General features: G+C 71.3%; 17 protein-coding genes. 11 read left to right on the top strand and 6 right to left on the bottom strand.

Translation table 11 applies throughout. The features are described 5' to 3' along the window. Positions 1-66: 66 nt before the first annotated feature. The gene (locus ACFWM2_RS19275) at positions 67-795 is read right to left on the bottom strand and encodes a ZIP family metal transporter (protein WP_383280847.1); all 729 of its coding nucleotides are present in this window, start codon (positions 793-795) and stop codon (positions 67-69) included. Between the two features lie 188 nt (positions 796-983). Here ACFWM2_RS19275 and cobM point away from each other — a divergent pair, with 188 nt between their 5' ends. Genes cobM through cobC form a run of 6 tightly spaced genes read left to right on the top strand, consistent with a single transcriptional unit; the run spans position 984 to position 7,391 of the window. Next, on the top strand, positions 984-1,802 hold the full coding sequence (cobM, locus tag ACFWM2_RS19270; RefSeq protein ID WP_383280844.1) for a precorrin-4 C(11)-methyltransferase: 819 nt from the start codon (positions 984-986) through the stop codon (positions 1,800-1,802). Next, complete coding sequence (cbiE, locus tag ACFWM2_RS19265) at positions 1,799-3,058, top strand: precorrin-6y C5,15-methyltransferase (decarboxylating) subunit CbiE (protein ID WP_383280841.1); 1,260 nt, start codon at positions 1,799-1,801, stop codon at positions 3,056-3,058. Before cobM ends, cbiE begins: the two co-directional genes overlap by 4 nt. Next, positions 3,055-4,746, top strand: a complete 1,692-nt coding sequence (cobJ, locus tag ACFWM2_RS19260) for a precorrin-3B C(17)-methyltransferase (protein WP_383280838.1) — start codon at positions 3,055-3,057, stop codon at positions 4,744-4,746. The genes cbiE and cobJ overlap by 4 nt, the downstream gene beginning before the upstream one ends. Continuing rightward, positions 4,743-5,381, top strand: a complete 639-nt coding sequence (locus ACFWM2_RS19255; RefSeq protein ID WP_383280835.1) for a precorrin-8X methylmutase — start codon at positions 4,743-4,745, stop codon at positions 5,379-5,381. Before cobJ ends, ACFWM2_RS19255 begins: the two co-directional genes overlap by 4 nt. After that, the gene (locus ACFWM2_RS19250) at positions 5,378-6,310 is read left to right on the top strand and encodes a sirohydrochlorin chelatase (RefSeq protein ID WP_383280832.1); all 933 of its coding nucleotides are present in this window, start codon (positions 5,378-5,380) and stop codon (positions 6,308-6,310) included. Before ACFWM2_RS19255 ends, ACFWM2_RS19250 begins: the two co-directional genes overlap by 4 nt. Next, positions 6,300-7,391, top strand: a complete 1,092-nt coding sequence (gene cobC / locus ACFWM2_RS19245; protein WP_383280829.1) for an Rv2231c family pyridoxal phosphate-dependent protein CobC — start codon at positions 6,300-6,302, stop codon at positions 7,389-7,391. The genes ACFWM2_RS19250 and cobC overlap by 11 nt, the downstream gene beginning before the upstream one ends. A 168-nt stretch (positions 7,392-7,559) precedes the next feature. Here the strand turns inward: cobC and ACFWM2_RS19240 are convergent, their stop codons facing one another. The 5 genes from ACFWM2_RS19240 to ACFWM2_RS19220 form a co-directional block, all read right to left on the bottom strand. Then, positions 7,560-8,465: an SCO1860 family LAETG-anchored protein gene (locus tag ACFWM2_RS19240; protein ID WP_383280826.1), complete on the bottom strand. Its 906-nt coding sequence runs from the start codon at positions 8,463-8,465 to the stop codon at positions 7,560-7,562. A gap of 387 nt (positions 8,466-8,852) precedes the next feature. Continuing rightward, positions 8,853-9,944, bottom strand: coding sequence for an amidohydrolase family protein (locus ACFWM2_RS19235; protein WP_383280823.1), 1,092 nt, complete (start codon positions 9,942-9,944; stop codon positions 8,853-8,855). 103 nt (positions 9,945-10,047) lie between these two features. Then, the gene (locus tag ACFWM2_RS19230) at positions 10,048-10,860 is read right to left on the bottom strand and encodes an amino acid ABC transporter ATP-binding protein (protein WP_383280820.1); all 813 of its coding nucleotides are present in this window, start codon (positions 10,858-10,860) and stop codon (positions 10,048-10,050) included. Then, complete coding sequence (locus ACFWM2_RS19225) at positions 10,857-11,690, bottom strand: amino acid ABC transporter permease (protein WP_383280818.1); 834 nt, start codon at positions 11,688-11,690, stop codon at positions 10,857-10,859. Before ACFWM2_RS19225 ends, ACFWM2_RS19230 begins: the two co-directional genes overlap by 4 nt. Further along, positions 11,687-12,535: a transporter substrate-binding domain-containing protein gene (locus ACFWM2_RS19220; RefSeq protein ID WP_383280815.1), complete on the bottom strand. Its 849-nt coding sequence runs from the start codon at positions 12,533-12,535 to the stop codon at positions 11,687-11,689. Before ACFWM2_RS19220 ends, ACFWM2_RS19225 begins: the two co-directional genes overlap by 4 nt. Before the next feature lie 253 nt (positions 12,536-12,788). Between ACFWM2_RS19220 and ACFWM2_RS19215 the strand changes: the two genes are divergently transcribed. The 5 genes from ACFWM2_RS19215 (at position 12,789) to thpD (ending at position 17,572) form a co-directional block, all read left to right on the top strand. Then, complete coding sequence (locus tag ACFWM2_RS19215; protein ID WP_383281116.1) at positions 12,789-13,898, top strand: pyridoxal-phosphate-dependent aminotransferase family protein; 1,110 nt, start codon at positions 12,789-12,791, stop codon at positions 13,896-13,898. Between the two features lie 426 nt (positions 13,899-14,324). Continuing rightward, positions 14,325-14,870 (top strand): diaminobutyrate acetyltransferase, encoded by a 546-nt coding sequence (gene ectA, locus ACFWM2_RS19210; RefSeq protein WP_383280812.1) that lies wholly within the window; start codon positions 14,325-14,327, stop codon positions 14,868-14,870. A gap of 80 nt (positions 14,871-14,950) precedes the next feature. Continuing rightward, a complete protein-coding gene (gene ectB, locus ACFWM2_RS19205) occupies positions 14,951-16,225 on the top strand; it encodes a diaminobutyrate--2-oxoglutarate transaminase (RefSeq protein ID WP_383280809.1) in 1,275 nt (424 codons plus the stop codon). 50 nt (positions 16,226-16,275) lie between these two features. Next, positions 16,276-16,680, top strand: a complete 405-nt coding sequence (locus ACFWM2_RS19200) for an ectoine synthase (RefSeq protein WP_383280807.1) — start codon at positions 16,276-16,278, stop codon at positions 16,678-16,680. Positions 16,681-16,684: 4 nt separating this feature from the next. Further along, the gene (thpD, locus tag ACFWM2_RS19195) at positions 16,685-17,572 is read left to right on the top strand and encodes an ectoine hydroxylase (protein ID WP_383280804.1); all 888 of its coding nucleotides are present in this window, start codon (positions 16,685-16,687) and stop codon (positions 17,570-17,572) included. Positions 17,573-17,700: the final 128 nt, after the last annotated feature.

Raw genomic sequence — 17,700 nt, 5'->3', positions numbered from 1 at the left:
CACCAGCCGGACGAACGGCAGGGCTCAGCCCGCCACACCCACGTCCAGCCGGACGAACGGCAGGGCTCAGCCCGCCAGGCCCACCACCAGCCAGATGAAGACCACGCCCGCGACCGTGCACAGCAGGGTCGAGCGGGCCGGGTGCTCGTGGTGGGCCTCCGGGAGGATCTCGGCCGCGGCGAGATACAGCAGGACGCCGCCGAAGAGGCCCAGATAGGCGCCGAGCGCCTCCTCCGGGATGGTGATGAAGAGCGTCGAGGCGGCGCCGACCACCGGGGCCACCGCATCCGCGACGAGCATCGTGATCGCCTTGCGGCGGGCGTTCCCGTACAGGCTCGTGATCGTGTACGTGTTGAATCCGTCCGCGAAGTCATGGGCGATCACGGCGAGCGCCACCGCCAGGCCCATGCCGCCGCCCACCTGGAACGCGGCTCCGATCGCCACGCCGTCCATGGCGCTGTGCCCGACCATCGCGGCCGCCGCGGTCAGGCCCACCTGGGGTGCCCGGCCGTCGTGCTCGTCGCCGCCGTGCGCGGCCTGCCGGGTGGCGAGCAGCCGTTCCACCAGATGGGCCAGCAGGAACCCGGCCACGAACAGCAGCAGCGCAGCGGGGACGCCGAAGACGTCCTTGCCCGCCGCGGCGATCGCCTCCGGGAGCAGATCGAGGCCGACGACGCCGAGCATCAGGCCGCCGGCCAGGCCCAGGACCAGGTGACGACGGTCGGTCACACGCTGCGCCGTCCAACCGCCGGCCAGCGTCATCAGGAACGCGCCGAGCGCGACGAAGACCGCCATAGGCCCTTGCTATCCGATCAGCCCCTGTTCCCGCACCTCCGACGGCTGTGCGCGCACTGACTTTTCGCATGAAAACGGGGCTTTTCGCAGAACCAGAACTTCCCGGTACCAGAGCCTCGCAGGACCAGAGTTTCGTAGGACCAGAGTTTTCGTAGGACCAGAGTTTTCGTAGGAGAGGACCGATTTCCATGGCCGATGCCCACGCCGGCAAGGTGACCTTCGTCGGTGCCGGCCCCGGCGCCGCCGATCTGTTGACGTTCCGCGCCGCGCGCGCCATCGCGGAGGCGGACATCGTGATCTGGGCGGCCAGCCTGGTGCAGGCGGAGGTCCTCGACCACGCGCGCGAGGGTGCGGAGGTGCTGGACTCCGCCACGATGTCCCTGGAGGACGTCGTCGCCGTGTACGAGCGCGCCGCCGAGGACGGGCTCAAGGTGGCCCGCATCCACTCCGGCGACCCGGCCCTGTGGGGCGGTACGCAGGAGCAGGTCGACCGGTGTGCCGACATCGGCGTCGAGACGGAGATCGTCCCCGGGGTCTCCTCGTTCTCCGCCGTCGCCGCCCTCGCGCAGCGCGAGCTGACGATCCCGGAGGTCGCGCAGTCCGTGATCCTCACCCGGCTCGGCGGCGGCAAGACGCCGATGCCGCCCGGTGAGGAGGTGCGGGAGTTCGCCCGGCACGGGACGACGATGGCGCTCTTCCTGTCGGCCGCCCGCAGCGGACAGCTCGTACGGGAGCTCCTGGAGGGCGGCTACCCGACCTCGACGCCGGTCGTCGTCGCGTACCAGGCGACCTGGCCGGAGGAGCTGATCGTGACGTGCACGATCGAGACGCTGGAGGAGACCGTCAAGGAGCACAAGCTCTGGAAGCACACGCTCTTCCTGGTCGGCCCGGCACTCGGCGCGAGCGGCACCCGCTCGCACCTCTACCACCCCGGGCACTTCCACGGCTTCCGCAAGGCCGACCCCGAGGCCCGCAAGGCCCTGCGCGCGCGAGGTGCGAAGCCGTGATCACCGTCGTCGGTACGGGGACGGGCGCGCCCCTCTCCGCGGACGCCGAGACGGCGCTGGCCGGGGCGGCCCTCGTGGTCGGGGCCGGGCGCCATCTGACGGCAGCGAGGCTGCCGGACACCGCCGCGCGGATCGTGCTGGGGGCGCTCGCACCCGCCCTGGACGCGATCGAACGGCACCTGGAGAAGTACGCGGACGAACAGCCCGTCGTCGTACTCGCCTCGGGAGACCCCGGGTTCTTCGGGATCGTCCGGGCGCTGGCCGAGCGGTTCGGCCCGGAGCGGCTGAAGGTCGACCCCGGGGTCTCGTCCGTGGCCACCGCCTTCGCGCGGCTCGGGCTGCCCTGGGACGACGCCGTGGTGGTGAGCGCCCACGGGCGTGATGTCCGCACCGCCGTCAACGTCTGCCGGTCGCATCCGAAGGTGGCCGTGCTCACCGGCCCCGGCGCCGGGCCCGCCGAACTGGGCGCCGCGCTCGCCTACCGCTCCGGCGAACGCGTCCTCGTCGTGGCGAGCGCGCTCGGCGACCCGGAGCGCGAGCGCGTGGACCGCGTGACGCCGGCCGAGGCCGCGTCCCGCGAGTGGGGTACGACGGTGAGTGTCGTGCTGTGCCTGGACGAGACGCGCGCCCTGGCGCCCCTGCGCACCGTGGCAGGACCGCCCCTCGGCCCCACCCGATGGGCCCTGGGCGAGAGCGAGTTCGCGCACCGCGACTCGATGATCACCAAGTTCGAGGTACGGGCACTCGCGCTGGCCCGGCTGGGTCCGCGGCTGGGCGACCTCGTCTGGGACGTGGGCGCGGGGTCCGGCTCCGTCGCCGTCGAGTGCGCGCGGTTCGGAGCCTCCGTCACCGCGATAGAGAAGACGCGGGACGGGGTGGACCGTATCCGCGCCAACGCCGACGCACACGGCGTGGACGTCCGGGTGGTGCACGGCGCGGCGCCCACCGTGCTGTCCGACCTGGACGATCCGGACGCCGTCTTCATCGGCGGCGGGGGCCGCGAGCTGCCCGCCATCGTGGCGGCCTGCGCGCGGCGGGCCCGGCGAGCCGTGGTGATCGCGATGGCCGCGCTCGACCGGGTGCCGGCGGTCCGGGAGGCGCTCACCGCCGCGGGGTTCGACTGTGACGGTGTGCTGTTGCAGTCCTCGCGGCTCGCGCCGCTGCCGGGAGACGTCACCCGGCTCGCGGCGACCAATCCCGTTTTTCTGCTGTGGGGCGCCAGGCCTCCGGCCCGTACCGAAGGAGTCCCCCAGTGATCGGCCTGATTTCCGCCACGGCGGCCGGGGCGGCTGCCCGTGACCGGCTGGCCGCGTCCTGGCCCGACCGGACGCGGGTGTACGACGGACCGGTCGCGGACGCCGTACGGCGGGCCTTCGCCGAGTGCGACCAGCTGGTGTGCTTCCTCGCCACCGGGGCCGTGGTGCGTCTGGTCGCACCGCTGCTCTCCGGCAAGGCGGCCGACCCGGGGGTCGTGTGCGTCGACGAGGCGGGGCGGTTCGCCGTGTCCCTCCTGGGCGGCCATGGCGGCGGCGCCAACGAACTGGCCCGTGAGGTGGGCGAGTTGCTGGGCGCCGAGCCGGTGGTGACGACGGCGACCGACGCGGTGGGGGTGCCGGGGCTGGACACGCTCGGCTTTCCGGTGGAGGGCAATGTCGCCGGGGTCACCCGGGCCCTGCTCGACGGGGAACCCGTGAGCCTGCACGCCGACCTCGCGTGGCCCCTTCCTCCGCTCCCGGTGACGCCGGGCGGCACGTACGCGATCCGGCTCACCGACCGCGCCGTCGAGCACGGCGAGCACGAGGTCGTTCTCCGGCCGCCCTCCCTCGTCGTCGGCGTCGGTGCGTCCAGGGGCGCTCCGGTGGACGAGGTGCTGGGACTTGTCGAGCGCGTGCTCCGGGAAGCCGGGCTCTCCGCGAAGTCCGTCGCGGAGCTGGCCACCGTCGACGCCAAGGCGGCCGAGCCGGGGATCATCGGCGCGGCCGAGCGGCTCGGAGTACCCGTGGTGACGTACAGCGCGGCGGAGCTGGCGGCGGTCGAGGTGCCGAACCCCTCGGACGCGCCGCTCGCGGCGGTCGGCACGCCGTCCGTGGCGGAGGCCGCGGCGCTCGTCCGCGGGGGTGAACTGCTCGTCCCCAAGCGGAAGTCGGGGCGATCGGACGGGCAGCCCGCGATGGCGACCTGCGCGGTCGTACGGCGCACGGCGCGCGGGCGGCTGGCCGTGGTCGGGCTCGGCCCGGGCGCGCGCGACCTGCTCACCCCGCGCGCCAAGGAGGAGTTGCGGCGGGCCTCCGTACTCGTCGGACTCGACCAGTACGTCGACCAGATCCGTGATCTGCTGCGGCCCGGCACCCGGATCCTGGAGTCGGGGCTCGGCGCCGAGGAGGAGCGGGCGCGGACGGCGGTGGCCGAGGCCCGGCGCGGGCAGGCCGTCGCGCTGATCGGCAGCGGTGACGCGGGCGTGTACGCGATGGCGTCGCCGGCGCTGGCCGAGGCGTCCGACGACATCGACGTGGTCGGGGTGCCCGGTGTGACGGCCGCGCTCGCCGCCGGGGCGATCCTGGGCGCGCCGCTGGGCCACGACCATGTGTCGATCAGCCTCTCCGACCTGCACACGCCGTGGGAGGTCATCGAGCGCCGGGTTCGGGCCGCCGCGGAGGCCGACATCGTCGTGACCTTCTACAACCCTCGCAGCCGGGGCCGCGACTGGCAGCTGCCGAAGGCGCTCGCGATCCTCGCGGAGCACCGGGAGCCGACGACGCCGGTGGGCGTCGTGCGGAACGCCTCGCGTCCGGATGAGAGCAGCCTTCTCACCACCCTCGCCGGTCTCGACCCGGCCGTGGTGGACATGATGACCGTCGTGACCGTGGGCAACACGGCGACCCGAGAGATCGCCGGTCGCATGGTGACACCGCGCGGCTACCGCTGGCAGGAGGATCCCAAGTGAGCCCAACGAGCCGGGTGTTCCCGGAGGTCCGGGTCGTGCACCCCATCGAGCAGGAGTCCTTCCGGCGACTGCGGGCCCGGCTGGACACCTCGCACTTCCCGCCGCTGACGCGCGCGGTCGTGGAGCGCGTGATCCACTCGGCGGCCGACCTCGGGTACGCCGACGATCTCGTCATGGACGAGGATGTGCTGGAGAAGGCGCATGCCGCGCTGCACGCCGGTGCGGCCGTCGTCGTGGACGTGGAGATGGTCGCGGCCGGCATCACCCGCCGCGACACCGTCTGCCGGCTCAGGGACGCCAAGTCCGGTCCGGGGCTGACCCGTTCGGCGCACGCGATCCGGCTCGCGTACGAGGACGTGGGGCCCGGCGCGCTGTGGGTGATCGGCAACGCACCGACCGCCCTGGAGGAACTGCTCACCCTGAACGCCGATCCGGCGCTCGTCATCGGTCTGCCCGTCGGCTTCGTCGGCGCGACCGAGTCCAAGGCCGCGCTGCGCGAGAGCGGGCTGCCCGCTGTCAGCAACGTGTCCGAGAAGGGCGGTTCGGCCGTCGCCTCGGCCGCGCTCAACGCCCTGCTGTACCACCCCGTCGCACCGGCCGCCGAGGCCGCACCGTCCGTCAAGGAGACATCGTGACCACCCCTGCCCCCGCCCTGCTCATCGCCGGACACGGCACCCGGGACGCGGCCGGAGCCGAGGCCTTCCGCGACTTCGTCAGGGAGCTCGGGCGCCGCCATCCCGAACTGCCCGTCGCGGGCGGGTTCATCGAGCTGTCGCCGCCGCCGCTCACCGAGGCGGTGGGCGAGCTCGTGGCGCAGGGGGTACGGCGTTTCGCCGCCGTACCGCTGATGCTGGTGTCCGCCGGGCACGCCAAGGGGGACATCCCGGCGGCGCTGACCCGCGAGAAGGAGCGGCACCCCGGGATCTCGTACACGTACGGACGTCCGCTGGGCCCGCACCCGTCGCTGCTGGCCGTGCTGGAGCGGCGCCTGGACGAGGCCCTCGGCGGTACGGTCCGTACTCCCGAGGACCGCGCCGACGTCACCGTGCTGCTCGTCGGGCGCGGCTCGACCGACCCGGACGCCAACGCCGAGGTGCACAAGGCGGCGCGGCTGCTGTGGGAGGGCCGGGGCTACGCGGGCGTGGAGACGGCCTTCGTCTCGCTGGCCGCGCCCGACGTGCCGTCCGGACTCGACCGCTGCGTGAAGCTGGGCGCGCGCCGGGTCGTCGTCCTGCCGTACTTCCTGTTCACCGGGATACTCCCGGACCGGGTGCGGCAGCAGACCGAGGGCTGGGCAGCCGCGCACCCGGAGGTCGAGGTGCGGTCCGCCGATGTCATCGGTGCCGAACCGGAGCTGCTCGACCTGGTGATGGAGCGCTACCGGGAGGCGATCGCGGGCGATCTGCGGATGAACTGCGACTCCTGTGTCTACCGGATCGCGCTGCCGGGCTTCGAGGACAAGGTCGGGCTCCCGCAGCAGCCCCACTTCCACCCGGACGACGACGGCGACCACCACGGACACCACCACGGTGGCCATGCGCACTCGCACTCCCATGCCCACTGAGGACGCGACCGGGACCGGGTCCGCGGGTCCGGGGCACGATCTGCGGCACCACGGTGACGCCGAGATGCGGGACGAGGGCTCCACGCTCACCGATCTCGCCGTGAACGTCCGCTCCGGCACACCCCCGGTGTGGCTGCGCGAGCGGATCGCCGAGTCGCTCACCGGGCTGGCCGCCTATCCGGACGGACGTGCCGCGCGGGCCGCGGTGGCGGCGCGGCACGGGCTGCCCGTGGAACAGGTGCTGCTCACCGCCGGGGCGGCCGAGGCCTTCGTGCTCCTCGCCCGGGCCCTGAAGGTGCGTCACCCCGTCGTCGTGCACCCGCAGTTCACCGAACCGGAGGCCGCCCTGCGGGACGCCGGGCACACGGTCGGACGCGTCCTGCTGCGCGAGGAGGACGGTTTCCGGCTCGACCCCGCGGCCGTCCCCGAGGCCGCCGACCTGGTCGTGATCGGCAACCCGACCAATCCGACGTCCGTCCTCCATCCGGCCGCTCTGATCGCCGGACTCGCCCGGCCCGGGCGGACGTTGGTGGTCGACGAGGCGTTCATGGACGCGGTGCCCGGCGAGCGCGAGGCGCTCGCCGGGCGGGTGGACATTCCCGGGCTCGTGGTGCTGCGCAGCCTCACGAAGACGTGGGGGCTGGCCGGGCTGCGGATCGGGTACGTCCTGGCCGCTTCCGAGACGGTCGCGGAGCTGGAGCGGGCCCAGCCGCTGTGGCCGGTGTCCACGCCCGCGCTCGCCGCGGCGGCGGCCTGCGTGTCCTCCCAGGCGCTCGCGGAGGCCGCCCACGCGGCCCACCGCATCGCCGCGGACCGGGCCCATCTGGTCGCCGGGCTCAGGGAGTTCGAGCCCGACGGCCTGCGGGTCGTCGAGCCCGCCGAGGGTTCGTTCGTGCTCGTACGGCTGCCGCGGGCGGCGGCAGTCCGCCGGCACCTGCGGGACCTCGGCTTCGCCGTGCGCCGCGGGGACACCTTCCCGGGACTGGGAGAGGACTGGCTGCGGCTCGCGGTGCGGGACCGGACGACGGTGAACGGCTTTCTGCAGGCGCTGGACCGGGCGGTGACACTGGCCGGGAGGTGAGGTGTGGGGCGCTCCCCAGGGGTGTTCCCTCGGGGTGTTTCCCAAGGGGTGTTTCGCCCCCACCGCCCCTTCCCGGCCCGAATCGGGGCTCCGCCCCGCGCCCCGCTCCTCGAACGCCGGAGGGGCTGAAATTCCGTCCGGCGTTCGAGGGCGGGCGCCTCGAAGTCGTCAGCCCCGGCCGCGCCGGGCCAGCAGCACCCCTCCCCCGCCCACCGCGAGCAGCACGATCGCGCCACCCGCGATGTACGGCGTCGTCGAGCTCCCGCCGGTCTCGGCGAGCCCCGCCTCCGCCGGCGCACCCTGCGGCTTCACGTCGGACACGGGGTCCGTGCTCGGCGCGGACTTCGCCGGCTCGGCCGGCGACTCGCAGGTGGCGCCCGCGAGGGTCAGCGTGCCCTCGACCTCGGCGACGTTCAGCTTCAACGGGTTGATGGAGACCTTGAGTTCGAGTGCGGAGGCGGCCGCCGTGCGGGACGTGGTCCGCGTCGTGGAGAGGTCGAGGCTGACCTCCCCGACGCCCGGCACGCTCACTTGCGTGGGACCGCCGGCGGACAGTGTCACCTTCTTGCCGAGCACGGTCACCGAGCCCAGCAGGTTCGAGGAGGCGACCGGCTTCTTGCCGGCCACGCAGGTCGCCCTGGACGTGACCTGCTCGACCTCGATGAGGGAGAGAAGCGGCAGACCCGGTACGTGCAGCTTGGCGTGCGCGAGGTTCGTGTAGCCCTCGGCCTTGGCAGCGGAGACCGTCGCCCGGGCGGTGGCCACGTCCGCGCGCAGCACGCTGAACGGGCGACCGCCGTCGACCCCGTCCAACTCGGCGGTGAGCGCGGTCTTCTGGGCGCTCCGGGGCGCCTGGACTTCGTTGAGGGAGACCGCGAGCGGGACGTTCACGGTCTTGTTCAGGAGGGACACGTCGAGCCCGGTACGCAGCACGACGGCACTCGCGCGGCCGTGGTCGGCGGTCGCGTGAGCGGAGCCCGCACCGGCCAGTACCGCGGGACCTGCGGTCAGGACGGTGGCCGCCGCGGTGGCGGCGAGACGGCGTGCGGGCATGCGGAACTTGTTTCCGTTCAAGGTGGTGGGACCCCCAGTAGAGAACAGACTTGGGACCCGGCAAGAATTACGCACTGAGAGTGAACAGTCAGCAACCTGACGTGACTTCACTCCAACGTGGGGTTTCCGCGCGTTTCTTCGAATCCCGGGGCACGGTTGTTCCCTCGGGTCACTCACTCAACTCCCCTTGTGCGAACACGCCGGTTGACGCCCCGGAGCACGAAAAGAAGTGCACAACGAGCCGGGTTCAGGAAGCGTCACGCTGCGTCAACCGGGAGCCGCGCCCGGAAGGCATGCCCGCGCGTCATGCCCGCGCGTCATGCCCGGGAGTCGTGCCCGGGAGTCGTGCCCGGGAGTCGTGCACGGGAGTCGCGCTCGAGAGTCGTGCCCGGGAGTCGTGCCCGGGAGTCAGCCGGTGACCCGGCCGTTCAGCACCACCCGGCGCGGCGCGGCCAGCACCCGCACGTCCGCACGCGGGTCCTCGTCGTACACCACGAGGTCGGCGGGCGCTCCCTCGTCCAGTCCCGGCCGTCCCAGCCAACTGCGGGCGCCCCACGCGGTGGCGGACAGCGCGTCGAGGGGCGGGATGCCCGCGGTGACGAGCTCGGCGACCTCGGCCGCGACGAGGCCGTGCGGGAGGGTGCCGCCCGCGTCGGTGCCGACGAACACCGGGATCCCCGCGTCGTACGCGGCGCGCACGGTGTCGTAGCGCCGCTCGTGCAGTCGCCGCATGTGGGCGGACCAGGTGGGGAACTTGGCCTCGCCGTCCGCCGCGAGCTGGGGGAACAGCGCGATGTTCACGAGCGTCGGGACGATGGCGACGCCGCGTGAGGCGAAGAGCGGGATGGTGTCCTCGGTGAGGCCGGTCGCGTGCTCGATGCAGTCGATGCCCGCCTCGACCAGGTCCCGCAGGGAGTCCTCGGCGAAGCAGTGCGCGGTGACACGGGCGCCCAGGCGGTGGGCCTCGGCGATGGCCACCTCGACGGCGTCCCGGGGCCAGCAGGCGCTGAGATCGCCCGTGCCCCGGTCGATCCAGTCGCCCACCAGCTTCACCCAGCCGTCGCCGCGCCGGGCCTCCTGGGCGACGTACGCCACGAGGTCGCCGGGTTCGATCTCGTGGGCGAAGTTGCGGATGTAGCGGCGGGTGCGGGCGATGTGGCGGCCCGCCCGGATGATCTTCGGGAGGTCCTCGCGGTCGTCGGTCCAGCGGGTGTCGGAGGGCGAGCCCGCGTCCCGGATCAGCAGGGTGCCGGCCTCTCGGTCGGTCAGCGCCTGCTTCTCCGCGACGTCCGCCGGCACCGGCCCGTGGTTGCCGAGCCCGACATGGCAGTGCGCGTCGACGAGACCGGGCAGCGCCCAGCCCTCGACGGTGCGGACGTCGCGGGCGCCGGCGGGTCGCTCGTACGAGATCCTTCCGCCGACGACCCAGAGTTCGTCCCGGACGTCGTCGGGCCCGACGAGCACCCGCCCCTTCACGTGCAGCACCGTGCGATCGCTCATGCACGGCACCTTAATTCGTGCACCGGGGGCGGGCGCCAGAGCCCCTTTTCGAGGGCCTCTACCCGCGGGCGCACAGCTCTTGCCGAATGCCCGTACCGCGGGGCTAGAGCTCCTTGTCGACGGGCGTGTCCGGCGTCGTGGCCGACCCCTCCTCCACCTCCGCCATCGCGGGGTCGAGGAGCCGGGACAGGAAGTGGCGCGTCCGCTCGTGGCTCGGGTTGCCGATGACCTGCGCCGGGACGCCCTCCTCGACGATCACGCCGTCGTCCATGAAGACGACCCGGTCGGCGACCTCGCGCGCGAAGGACATCTCGTGGGTGACGACCATCATGGTCATCCCCTCGTTGGCGAGCATCCGCATGACGGCGAGGACATCGCCGACGAGCTCCGGGTCGAGCGCCGAGGTCGGCTCGTCGAAGAGCATGACCTGCGGCCCCATGGCCAGCGCCCTGGCGATCGCCACCCGCTGCTGCTGGCCGCCGGAGAGGGAGGCGGGGTAGGCGTCCGCCTTCTCGGAGAGGCCCACGCGCTCCAGGTTCTCGGCGGCCACGCGAGCGGCCTGCGCCTTGTCACGGCCGAGGACCCGGCGCTGCGGCAGGGTCAGGTTGTCGGTCACCGACAGGTGCGGGAAGAGGTTGAACTGCTGGAAGACCATGCCGATCCGGCGGCGTACGGCATCGATGTCGACGTCGGGGTGCGTGACCTCCGTACCGCCGACGAAGACCTCGCCCTTGCTGGGTTCCTCCAGGAGGTTCACACAGCGGAGCAGGGTCGACTTGCCGGAGCCGGACGGGCCGATGACGCACACGACCTCGCCCGTCCCGACCGCCAGGTCGATGCCGCGCAGCACCTCGTTGTCACCGAAGGACTTGTGCAGGCCCTTCACCTGGATCTCTGGTGTCTGCGGCGTGCTCACTTGGTGGCCTCCCCGGCCTTCGCCTCAAGACGGCGTACGACGAATCCGAGCGGCACGGTGACCAGCAGATAGCACAGGCCCGCGACCAGGATCGGTGTGGAGTTGGCGGTCTGGCTCGCCAGGTCACGGCCGAACTTGGTGAGTTCGCGCTCCTCCAGCGTGACACCGAGGAACAGCACCAGCGAGGAGTCCTTGAAGAGCAGGACCAACTCGTTGGTGAGCGGCGGGATCACGACGCGGAACGCCTGCGGGATGATGATCGAGACCATGGCCCGCGCATGCGAGAAGCCCAGCGAACGGGCCGCCTCCATCTGCCCCTTGGGCACGGCCTGGATGCCCGCGCGGATCGTCTCGGCCATGTACGCCGCCGAGACCAGCCCGAGCGCGAGCGCGACCTTGCCGTAGGTGCCGCCCGGAATCTCCGTGCCCGGGAACGCCAGCGGCACGGCGACGCCCACGAAGACGAAGATCAGCAGGGCGGGCAGGCCCCGGAAGATCTCGATGTAGATGCCGGCGACCCAGCGGTAGGGGCCCACCGGGGACAGCCGCATCAGGGCGATGACCATGCCCAGCACGAGACCGAAGACGAAACCGGACATCGTGTAGAGGACGGTGTTCTTCAGCGCCAGCGTGATGACGTCCGGGAACATCTGCCGGACCAGGTCCCACTGCGCGAACTGGTTCTTCAGCTGCCCCCAGTCGGCGGTGAGCGCGAGCGCGATCACCGCCGCGACGAAGAGGGCGTACTGCGCCCCGCGTGACAGGGCGCGCTTCTGACGTCGGGTCAGGCCGGACTTGCGGGGCTGGGCCGGTGCGTCGGCACCACTCATGAGGCGGAGGGGGAGGCGGAGGCAGCGGCGTCGTACGGACCGATCCACTTCTCGTACAGCTTCTTGTACGTGCCGTCGGCCTTCGCGTCCTTGATCGCCTTGTTGATGGCGGCGAGGAGCTTGGTGTTGCCCTTCTTCACCGTGAAGCCGTACTGCTCACCGGTGTTGAGGTTGTCCACCACCTTGAAGGCGCTCGCGTTGGCCTTGTCCTTCAGCCAGCCCTGGACGACCGGGTAGTCGATGATGACGGCCTGGACCTGGCCGGAGCGCAGTCCGTTGAGCACCGCGTCGGAGGACTCGAAGGAGACCGGGTCGAAGCCCTGCTTCTTCGCGTAGTCCTCGCCGGTGGTCTGGGCCTGCGAACCGAGCTTCTTGCCCTTGGACTTGACCTCCGCGAGCGAGTTGACGCCGCTCTTCTTGTCGACCAGGACCGCCTGCGTGGCGTTGAAGTACGGGTCGGAGAAGTCGACGTTCTTCTTGCGCTCCTCGGTGATCGTCATGCCGGCCGCGGCGAGGTCGCACTGGCCGGAGTTGAGGAAGGCACCGGTCTTGAAGTTCTCGAAGGGCGTGTCGACGAAATCCTGCTTCACGCCGAGGTCCTTGGCGACCAGGTCGATGAGGGAGACGTCGAAACCCTGGACCTTGCCGTCGATCTCCGACTGGAAAGGCGGGTACGGGAGGTGGGTGCAGGTCGTGAGCTGACCGCCCTTGACCAGCGTGACTCCGCCTGCGGTGGTCGTCTTGCCTCCTCCGTCGTCCGAGGAGCAGCCGGCCACGAGCAGCAGCCCGGCCGTCGCGGTGGTGGCGGCCAGAATGCGGGTCCGGCGTCCTTGGACCGAGTTCACGAGGACCTCCTGTCGGGGAACTGAGAGTTCCGATTATAAGGAAAGGTTTGACTCACTCAAATCAATCCGATGGTCCGCATCCTGCCCGGCCTCGGATACGGGCGGCGGCCGACCCGGCGGGGCGCACGTCACGAACCTTCGCGACAGCACCCCCCGCACCTCGTCCGGATCCCCCGGGGGACCGCCGGTTACGCTCGAATCCCGCGTATCCGCGCGTCCGGTACCGCAGCCCGTGAGCGAAGAGAGCACCGCCGTGACCCACCCCTTCCTGGACCTGGCCCCGCTGAGCGCGGCGCACTTCGCGGAGATCGAGGACCGCGTGGCGCGGCTGCTCTCCACCGAGCAGGACGTCGTGATCATGCAGGGCGAGGCGCTGCTTCCGCTGGAGGGGGCCATTCGCGGGACGGCCGGTCCCGGCACCACCGCACTCAACGTGATCACCGGCCCCTACGGGCAGACCTTCGGGGACTGGCTGCGCGACTGCGGCGCCACGGTGATCGACCTCCCGGTGCCCTTCCACACGGCGGTGACGGCCGCGCAGGTGCGGGAGGCGTTCGCCGCGCACCCGTCGATCGACTTCGTCTCGCTGGTGCACGCGGAGGCGGCGACGGGGAACACGAACCCGGTCGCGGAGATCGGCGAGGTGGTGCGGGAGCACGGCGCGCTGTTCTATCTGGACGCGGTGGCGTCGATCGGCGCGGAGCCGGTGCTGCCGGACGCGTGGGGTGTGGACCTGTGCGTGATCGGCGCGCAGAAGGCGATGGGCGGGCCCGCGGGCGTGTCGGCGGTCTCCGTGAGTGAGCGGGCCTGGGCGCGGATGGCGGACAACCCCGCGGCGCCCCGGCGCTCGTACCTGTCGCTCCTCGACTGGAAGCAGCGCTGGATCGACGGCGGCCGCAAGGCCCTGCTGCACGCACCGGCACAGCTGGAGATGCTGGCCCTGGAGGCGTGCGTCGAGCGCATCGAGGCGGAGGGGCCGGCCGCGGTGATGGCCCGCCACGCCTCGGCCGCGGCGGCCACCCGGGCGGGGGCGCTCGCGCTGGGCGGCGGGCTCGAGCCGTACGTGTACGAGGCGGCGGACGCGGCGCCCGTGGCGACGACGCTGCGCGCGCCCTCGGGGATCGACGCCTCGGAGCTGGTCGCGCGGGCGCTGGCGGCGGATCCGGCGCTTCCGCTGGCGGCGGGCGGGGGTGCGCTCGCCAAGGAGATGATCCGGGTGAACCACTACGGGCCGGACGCCACGCGCGGTGTCGTGCGGGCCTGTCTCGCGGCGCTGGGCTCCGCGCTGGGGGAGCTGGGCGTCGCGGTGGACCTGGAGGCGGCGGGCCGGGCGGTGGGGGACGCGTGGGGCGCGGGGGCCTGAGCCGGGTTTCACCCCGCCCCCCTGCCCTGCCCGCACCCGGAACCCCCTGTCGCGCTGCGCGCTCGTCCTCGAACGACGGACGGGCCGAAACGGGAATTCACGGGGCCACCAGCCGCTTTTATAGGCTGCTTATTCGGGTACTATTTCCGAGTAGTTTCCCGTAGTTCTTCTGCCCGCTTTTTTTGGCGCTAAACACAAAGATTTTGCGAACGACAACCGACGTAATTCGGATAGATCACGCAGCGATTACAGGGCTGTGACGCACTCCACAGCACGTCCATTTCCTCCCCTATTATCCGGGCAAGGTTGGGCATAACGCACCGGATAACAGTGATCGATCGCGCCCGCGCGATAACATACGAGTGGCTCATACGTAACCCCGACCGACGATGCAATTTGAACTTTCGCTCGGTAAATTCACTCCGCATGACCGCCGCACAAGCAGACCTGCAAGCGGAATTCCTGGAAATGCCGGACGGCCTTCGGATCGACCGTCCGGAGGTGGCCGACGGGGCCGCCCTCTGGCGCATCGCCAAGGACTCCGTAACCCTCGACCTCAACTCCTCGTACAGCTACCTCCTGTGGTGCCGTGACTTCGCCGGTACGTCGGCGGTGGCGCGCGACCCGGAGGGCAAGCCCGTCGGCTTCGTGACCGGGTACGTCCGGCCCGAGCGTCCGCACACCCTGCTCGTGTGGCAGGTGGCCGTCGACGACGCCTACCGCGGACGAGGACTCGCCGGGGCACTGCTCGACGGGCTGACCGCGCGGGTCGCCCGGGACAGCGAGCACGGGCTGAGGGCGGTCGAGACGACCATCACCCCGGACAACACCGCCTCCGATCGCCTGTTCACCTCGTACGCCGCGCGTCACGGCGCGAGCGTCGAGCGCGAGGCGCTGTTCGACGCCGGACAGTTCCCCGACGGCTCGCACGACCCCGAGGTGCTCTACCGCATCGGGCCGCTGTCCTTCTGACCGGGCTCCGCGTCCGGCACCCCACGACTTTGATCTCCCACACCCCCCACGACTTTTCATCTCCCAGGAGGAGACCCGCTGTGACCATCACCCAGCCCGACCTGAGCGTCTTCGAGACCCTGGAGTCGGAGGTGCGCAGCTACTGCCGCGGCTGGCCCACCATCTTCGACCGCGCGCAGGGCAGCCGCATGTACGACGAGGACGGCCACGAGTACCTCGACTTCTTCGCCGGCGCCGGGTCTCTCAACTACGGGCACAACAACCCCGTACTCAAACGCGCCCTGATCGACTACCTGGAGCGCGACGGCGTCACCCACGGTCTCGACATGTCGACGACCGCCAAGCGCGCGTTCCTCGAGTCCTTCCAGAACCTGATCCTGCGGCCGCGCGATCTGCCCTACAAGGTCATGTTCCCGGGCCCGACGGGCACCAACGCCGTCGAGTCCGCGCTGAAGCTGGCCCGCAAGGTCAAGGGCCGCGAGGCGATCGTGTCCTTCACCAACGCCTTCCACGGGATGTCCCTGGGCTCGCTGGCCGTCACCGGCAACGCGTTCAAGCGGGCCGGTGCCGGTATCCCGCTCGTGCACGGCACCCCGATGCCCTTCGACAACTACTTCGAGGGCCAGGTCCCGGACTTCCTCTGGTTCGAGCGGCTGCTCGAGGACCAGGGTTCCGGCCTCAACAAGCCCGCCGCGGTGATCGTCGAGACCGTGCAGGGCGAGGGCGGCATCAACGTCGCGCGCCCCGAGTGGCTGCGTGCCCTGGCCGACCTGTGCAAGCGCCAGGACATGCTGCTGATCGTCGACGACATCCAGATGGGCTGCGGGCGGACGGGAGCGTTCTTCTCCTTCGAGGAGGCGGGCGTCACCCCGGACATCGTGACCGTGTCCAAGTCCATCAGCGGCTACGGACTCCCCATGTCCCTGTGCCTGTTCAAGCCCGAGCTGGACATCTGGGAGCCGGGCGAGCACAACGGCACCTTCCGCGGCAACAACCCCGCGTTCGTGACCGCCGCCGCGGCCCTGCAGACGTACTGGGCCGACGGGTCGGCGATGGAGAAGCAGACCCGTGCCCGCGGCGAGCAGGTCGAGCAGGCGCTGATCTCCATCACCGAGGAGAACCTCGCCGACATCAAGGAGTACCGGGGACGCGGTCTCGTCTGGGGCCTGGAGTTCAAGGAGAAGGCGCGCGCGGGACGCGTCGCTCAGCGTGCCTTCGAACTCGGTCTGCTCATCGAGACCTCGGGCCCCGAGAGCGAGGTCGTCAAGCTGCTTCCGGCACTGACGATCACGCCCGAGGAGCTGGACGAGGGTCTGCGCACCCTCGCCCGCGCCGTCCGCGAGACGGTCGCCTAGACCGTCGTCACGAACCACCGAGCACCGAGCAGGAAAGGCAGCGAGACACCGTGATCGTCCGATCGTTCAAGGACATCGAGGGAACCGACCGTCATGTGAAGGCGAAGTCCGGCACGTGGGAGAGCAAGCGCATCGTGCTCGCCAAGGAGCAGGTCGGTTTCTCTCTGCACGAGACGACTCTGTACGCGGGTACCGAGACGTCGATGTGGTACGCGAACCACATCGAGGCCGTCCTCTGCGTGGAGGGCGAGGCCGAACTGACCAATGACGAGACCGGCGAGAAGCACTGGATCACGCCCGGCACGATGTACCTGCTGAACGGTCACGAGCGTCACACCATGCGCCCCAAGACCGACTTCCGGTGCGTCTGCGTCTTCAATCCGCCCGTCACCGGACGGGAGGACCACGACGAGAACGGCGTATACCCGCTGCTGACCGAGCCCGAGGAGGTCTGAGCAGATGACCACGATCACCGATCTGTACCCGAGTCGCGGCGCCACCGAGGTGTCCGTGCCCCGTCAGGACCCGGTCGTGTGGAGCGCACCGGGCGAGCCCGGCCCGATCTCGGTGCCCGAGCTCCAGACGTACGAGCGCGACGGCTTCCTGCCCGTCGAGGAGCTCATCACCGCGAACGAAGTCGCCGTCTACCACGAGGAGTTGGAGCGGCTCATCGCCGATCCGGCGATCCGGGCCGACGACCGCTCGATCATCGAGCCGCAGTCCCAGGAGATCCGCTCGGTCTTCGAGGTCCACCGGATCAGCGAGGTCTTCGCCGGCCTGGTGCGCGACGAGCGCGTGGTCGGCCGGGCCCGCCAGATCCTCGGTTCGGACGTCTACGTCCACCAGTCGCGGATCAACGTCAAGCCGGGCTTCGGCGCCAGCGGGTTCTACTGGCACTCGGACTTCGAGACCTGGCACGCCGAGGACGGCCTGCCGAACATGCGGACGGTGTCCGTCTCGATCGCGCTGACCGAGAACTACGACACCAATGGCGGCCTCATGATCATGCCGGGGTCGCACCACACGTACCTCGGGTGCGCGGGGGCCACGCCGAAGGACAACTACAAGAAGTCGCTGCAGATGCAGGACGCGGGCACGCCGTCCGACGAGGCGCTCACCGGGTTCGCGAGCCGGCACGGCATCAAGCTCTTCACGGGCAAGGCCGGTTCGGCGACCTGGTTCGACTGCAACTGTATGCACGGCTCCGGGGACAACATCACCCCGTTCCCGCGCAGCAACGTCTTCATCGTGTTCAACAGCGTGGAGAACACGGCGGTGGAGCCGTTCTCGGCGCCGGTACGGCGGCCGGAGTTCATCGGGGCACGGGACTTCACGCCGGTGCGGTAGTCGTGATCCGTGGCGTGGGGGGGGGGGGGCCCCCCGGGGGGAGGGCCCCCCCCCCCCCCCCCCACCCACCAAAAAACCGACCCCCCCAAAAACCCCCCCCCCCCCCCACCCCCCTAGACAGCCTTTCC

The sequence above is a fragment of the Streptomyces sp. NPDC058371 genome, from assembly GCF_042723265.1.
In the GTDB taxonomy this organism is placed as follows: Bacteria; Actinomycetota; Actinomycetes; order Streptomycetales; family Streptomycetaceae; genus Streptomyces.
This window is presented reverse-complemented; position numbering and strand designations above follow the sequence as displayed.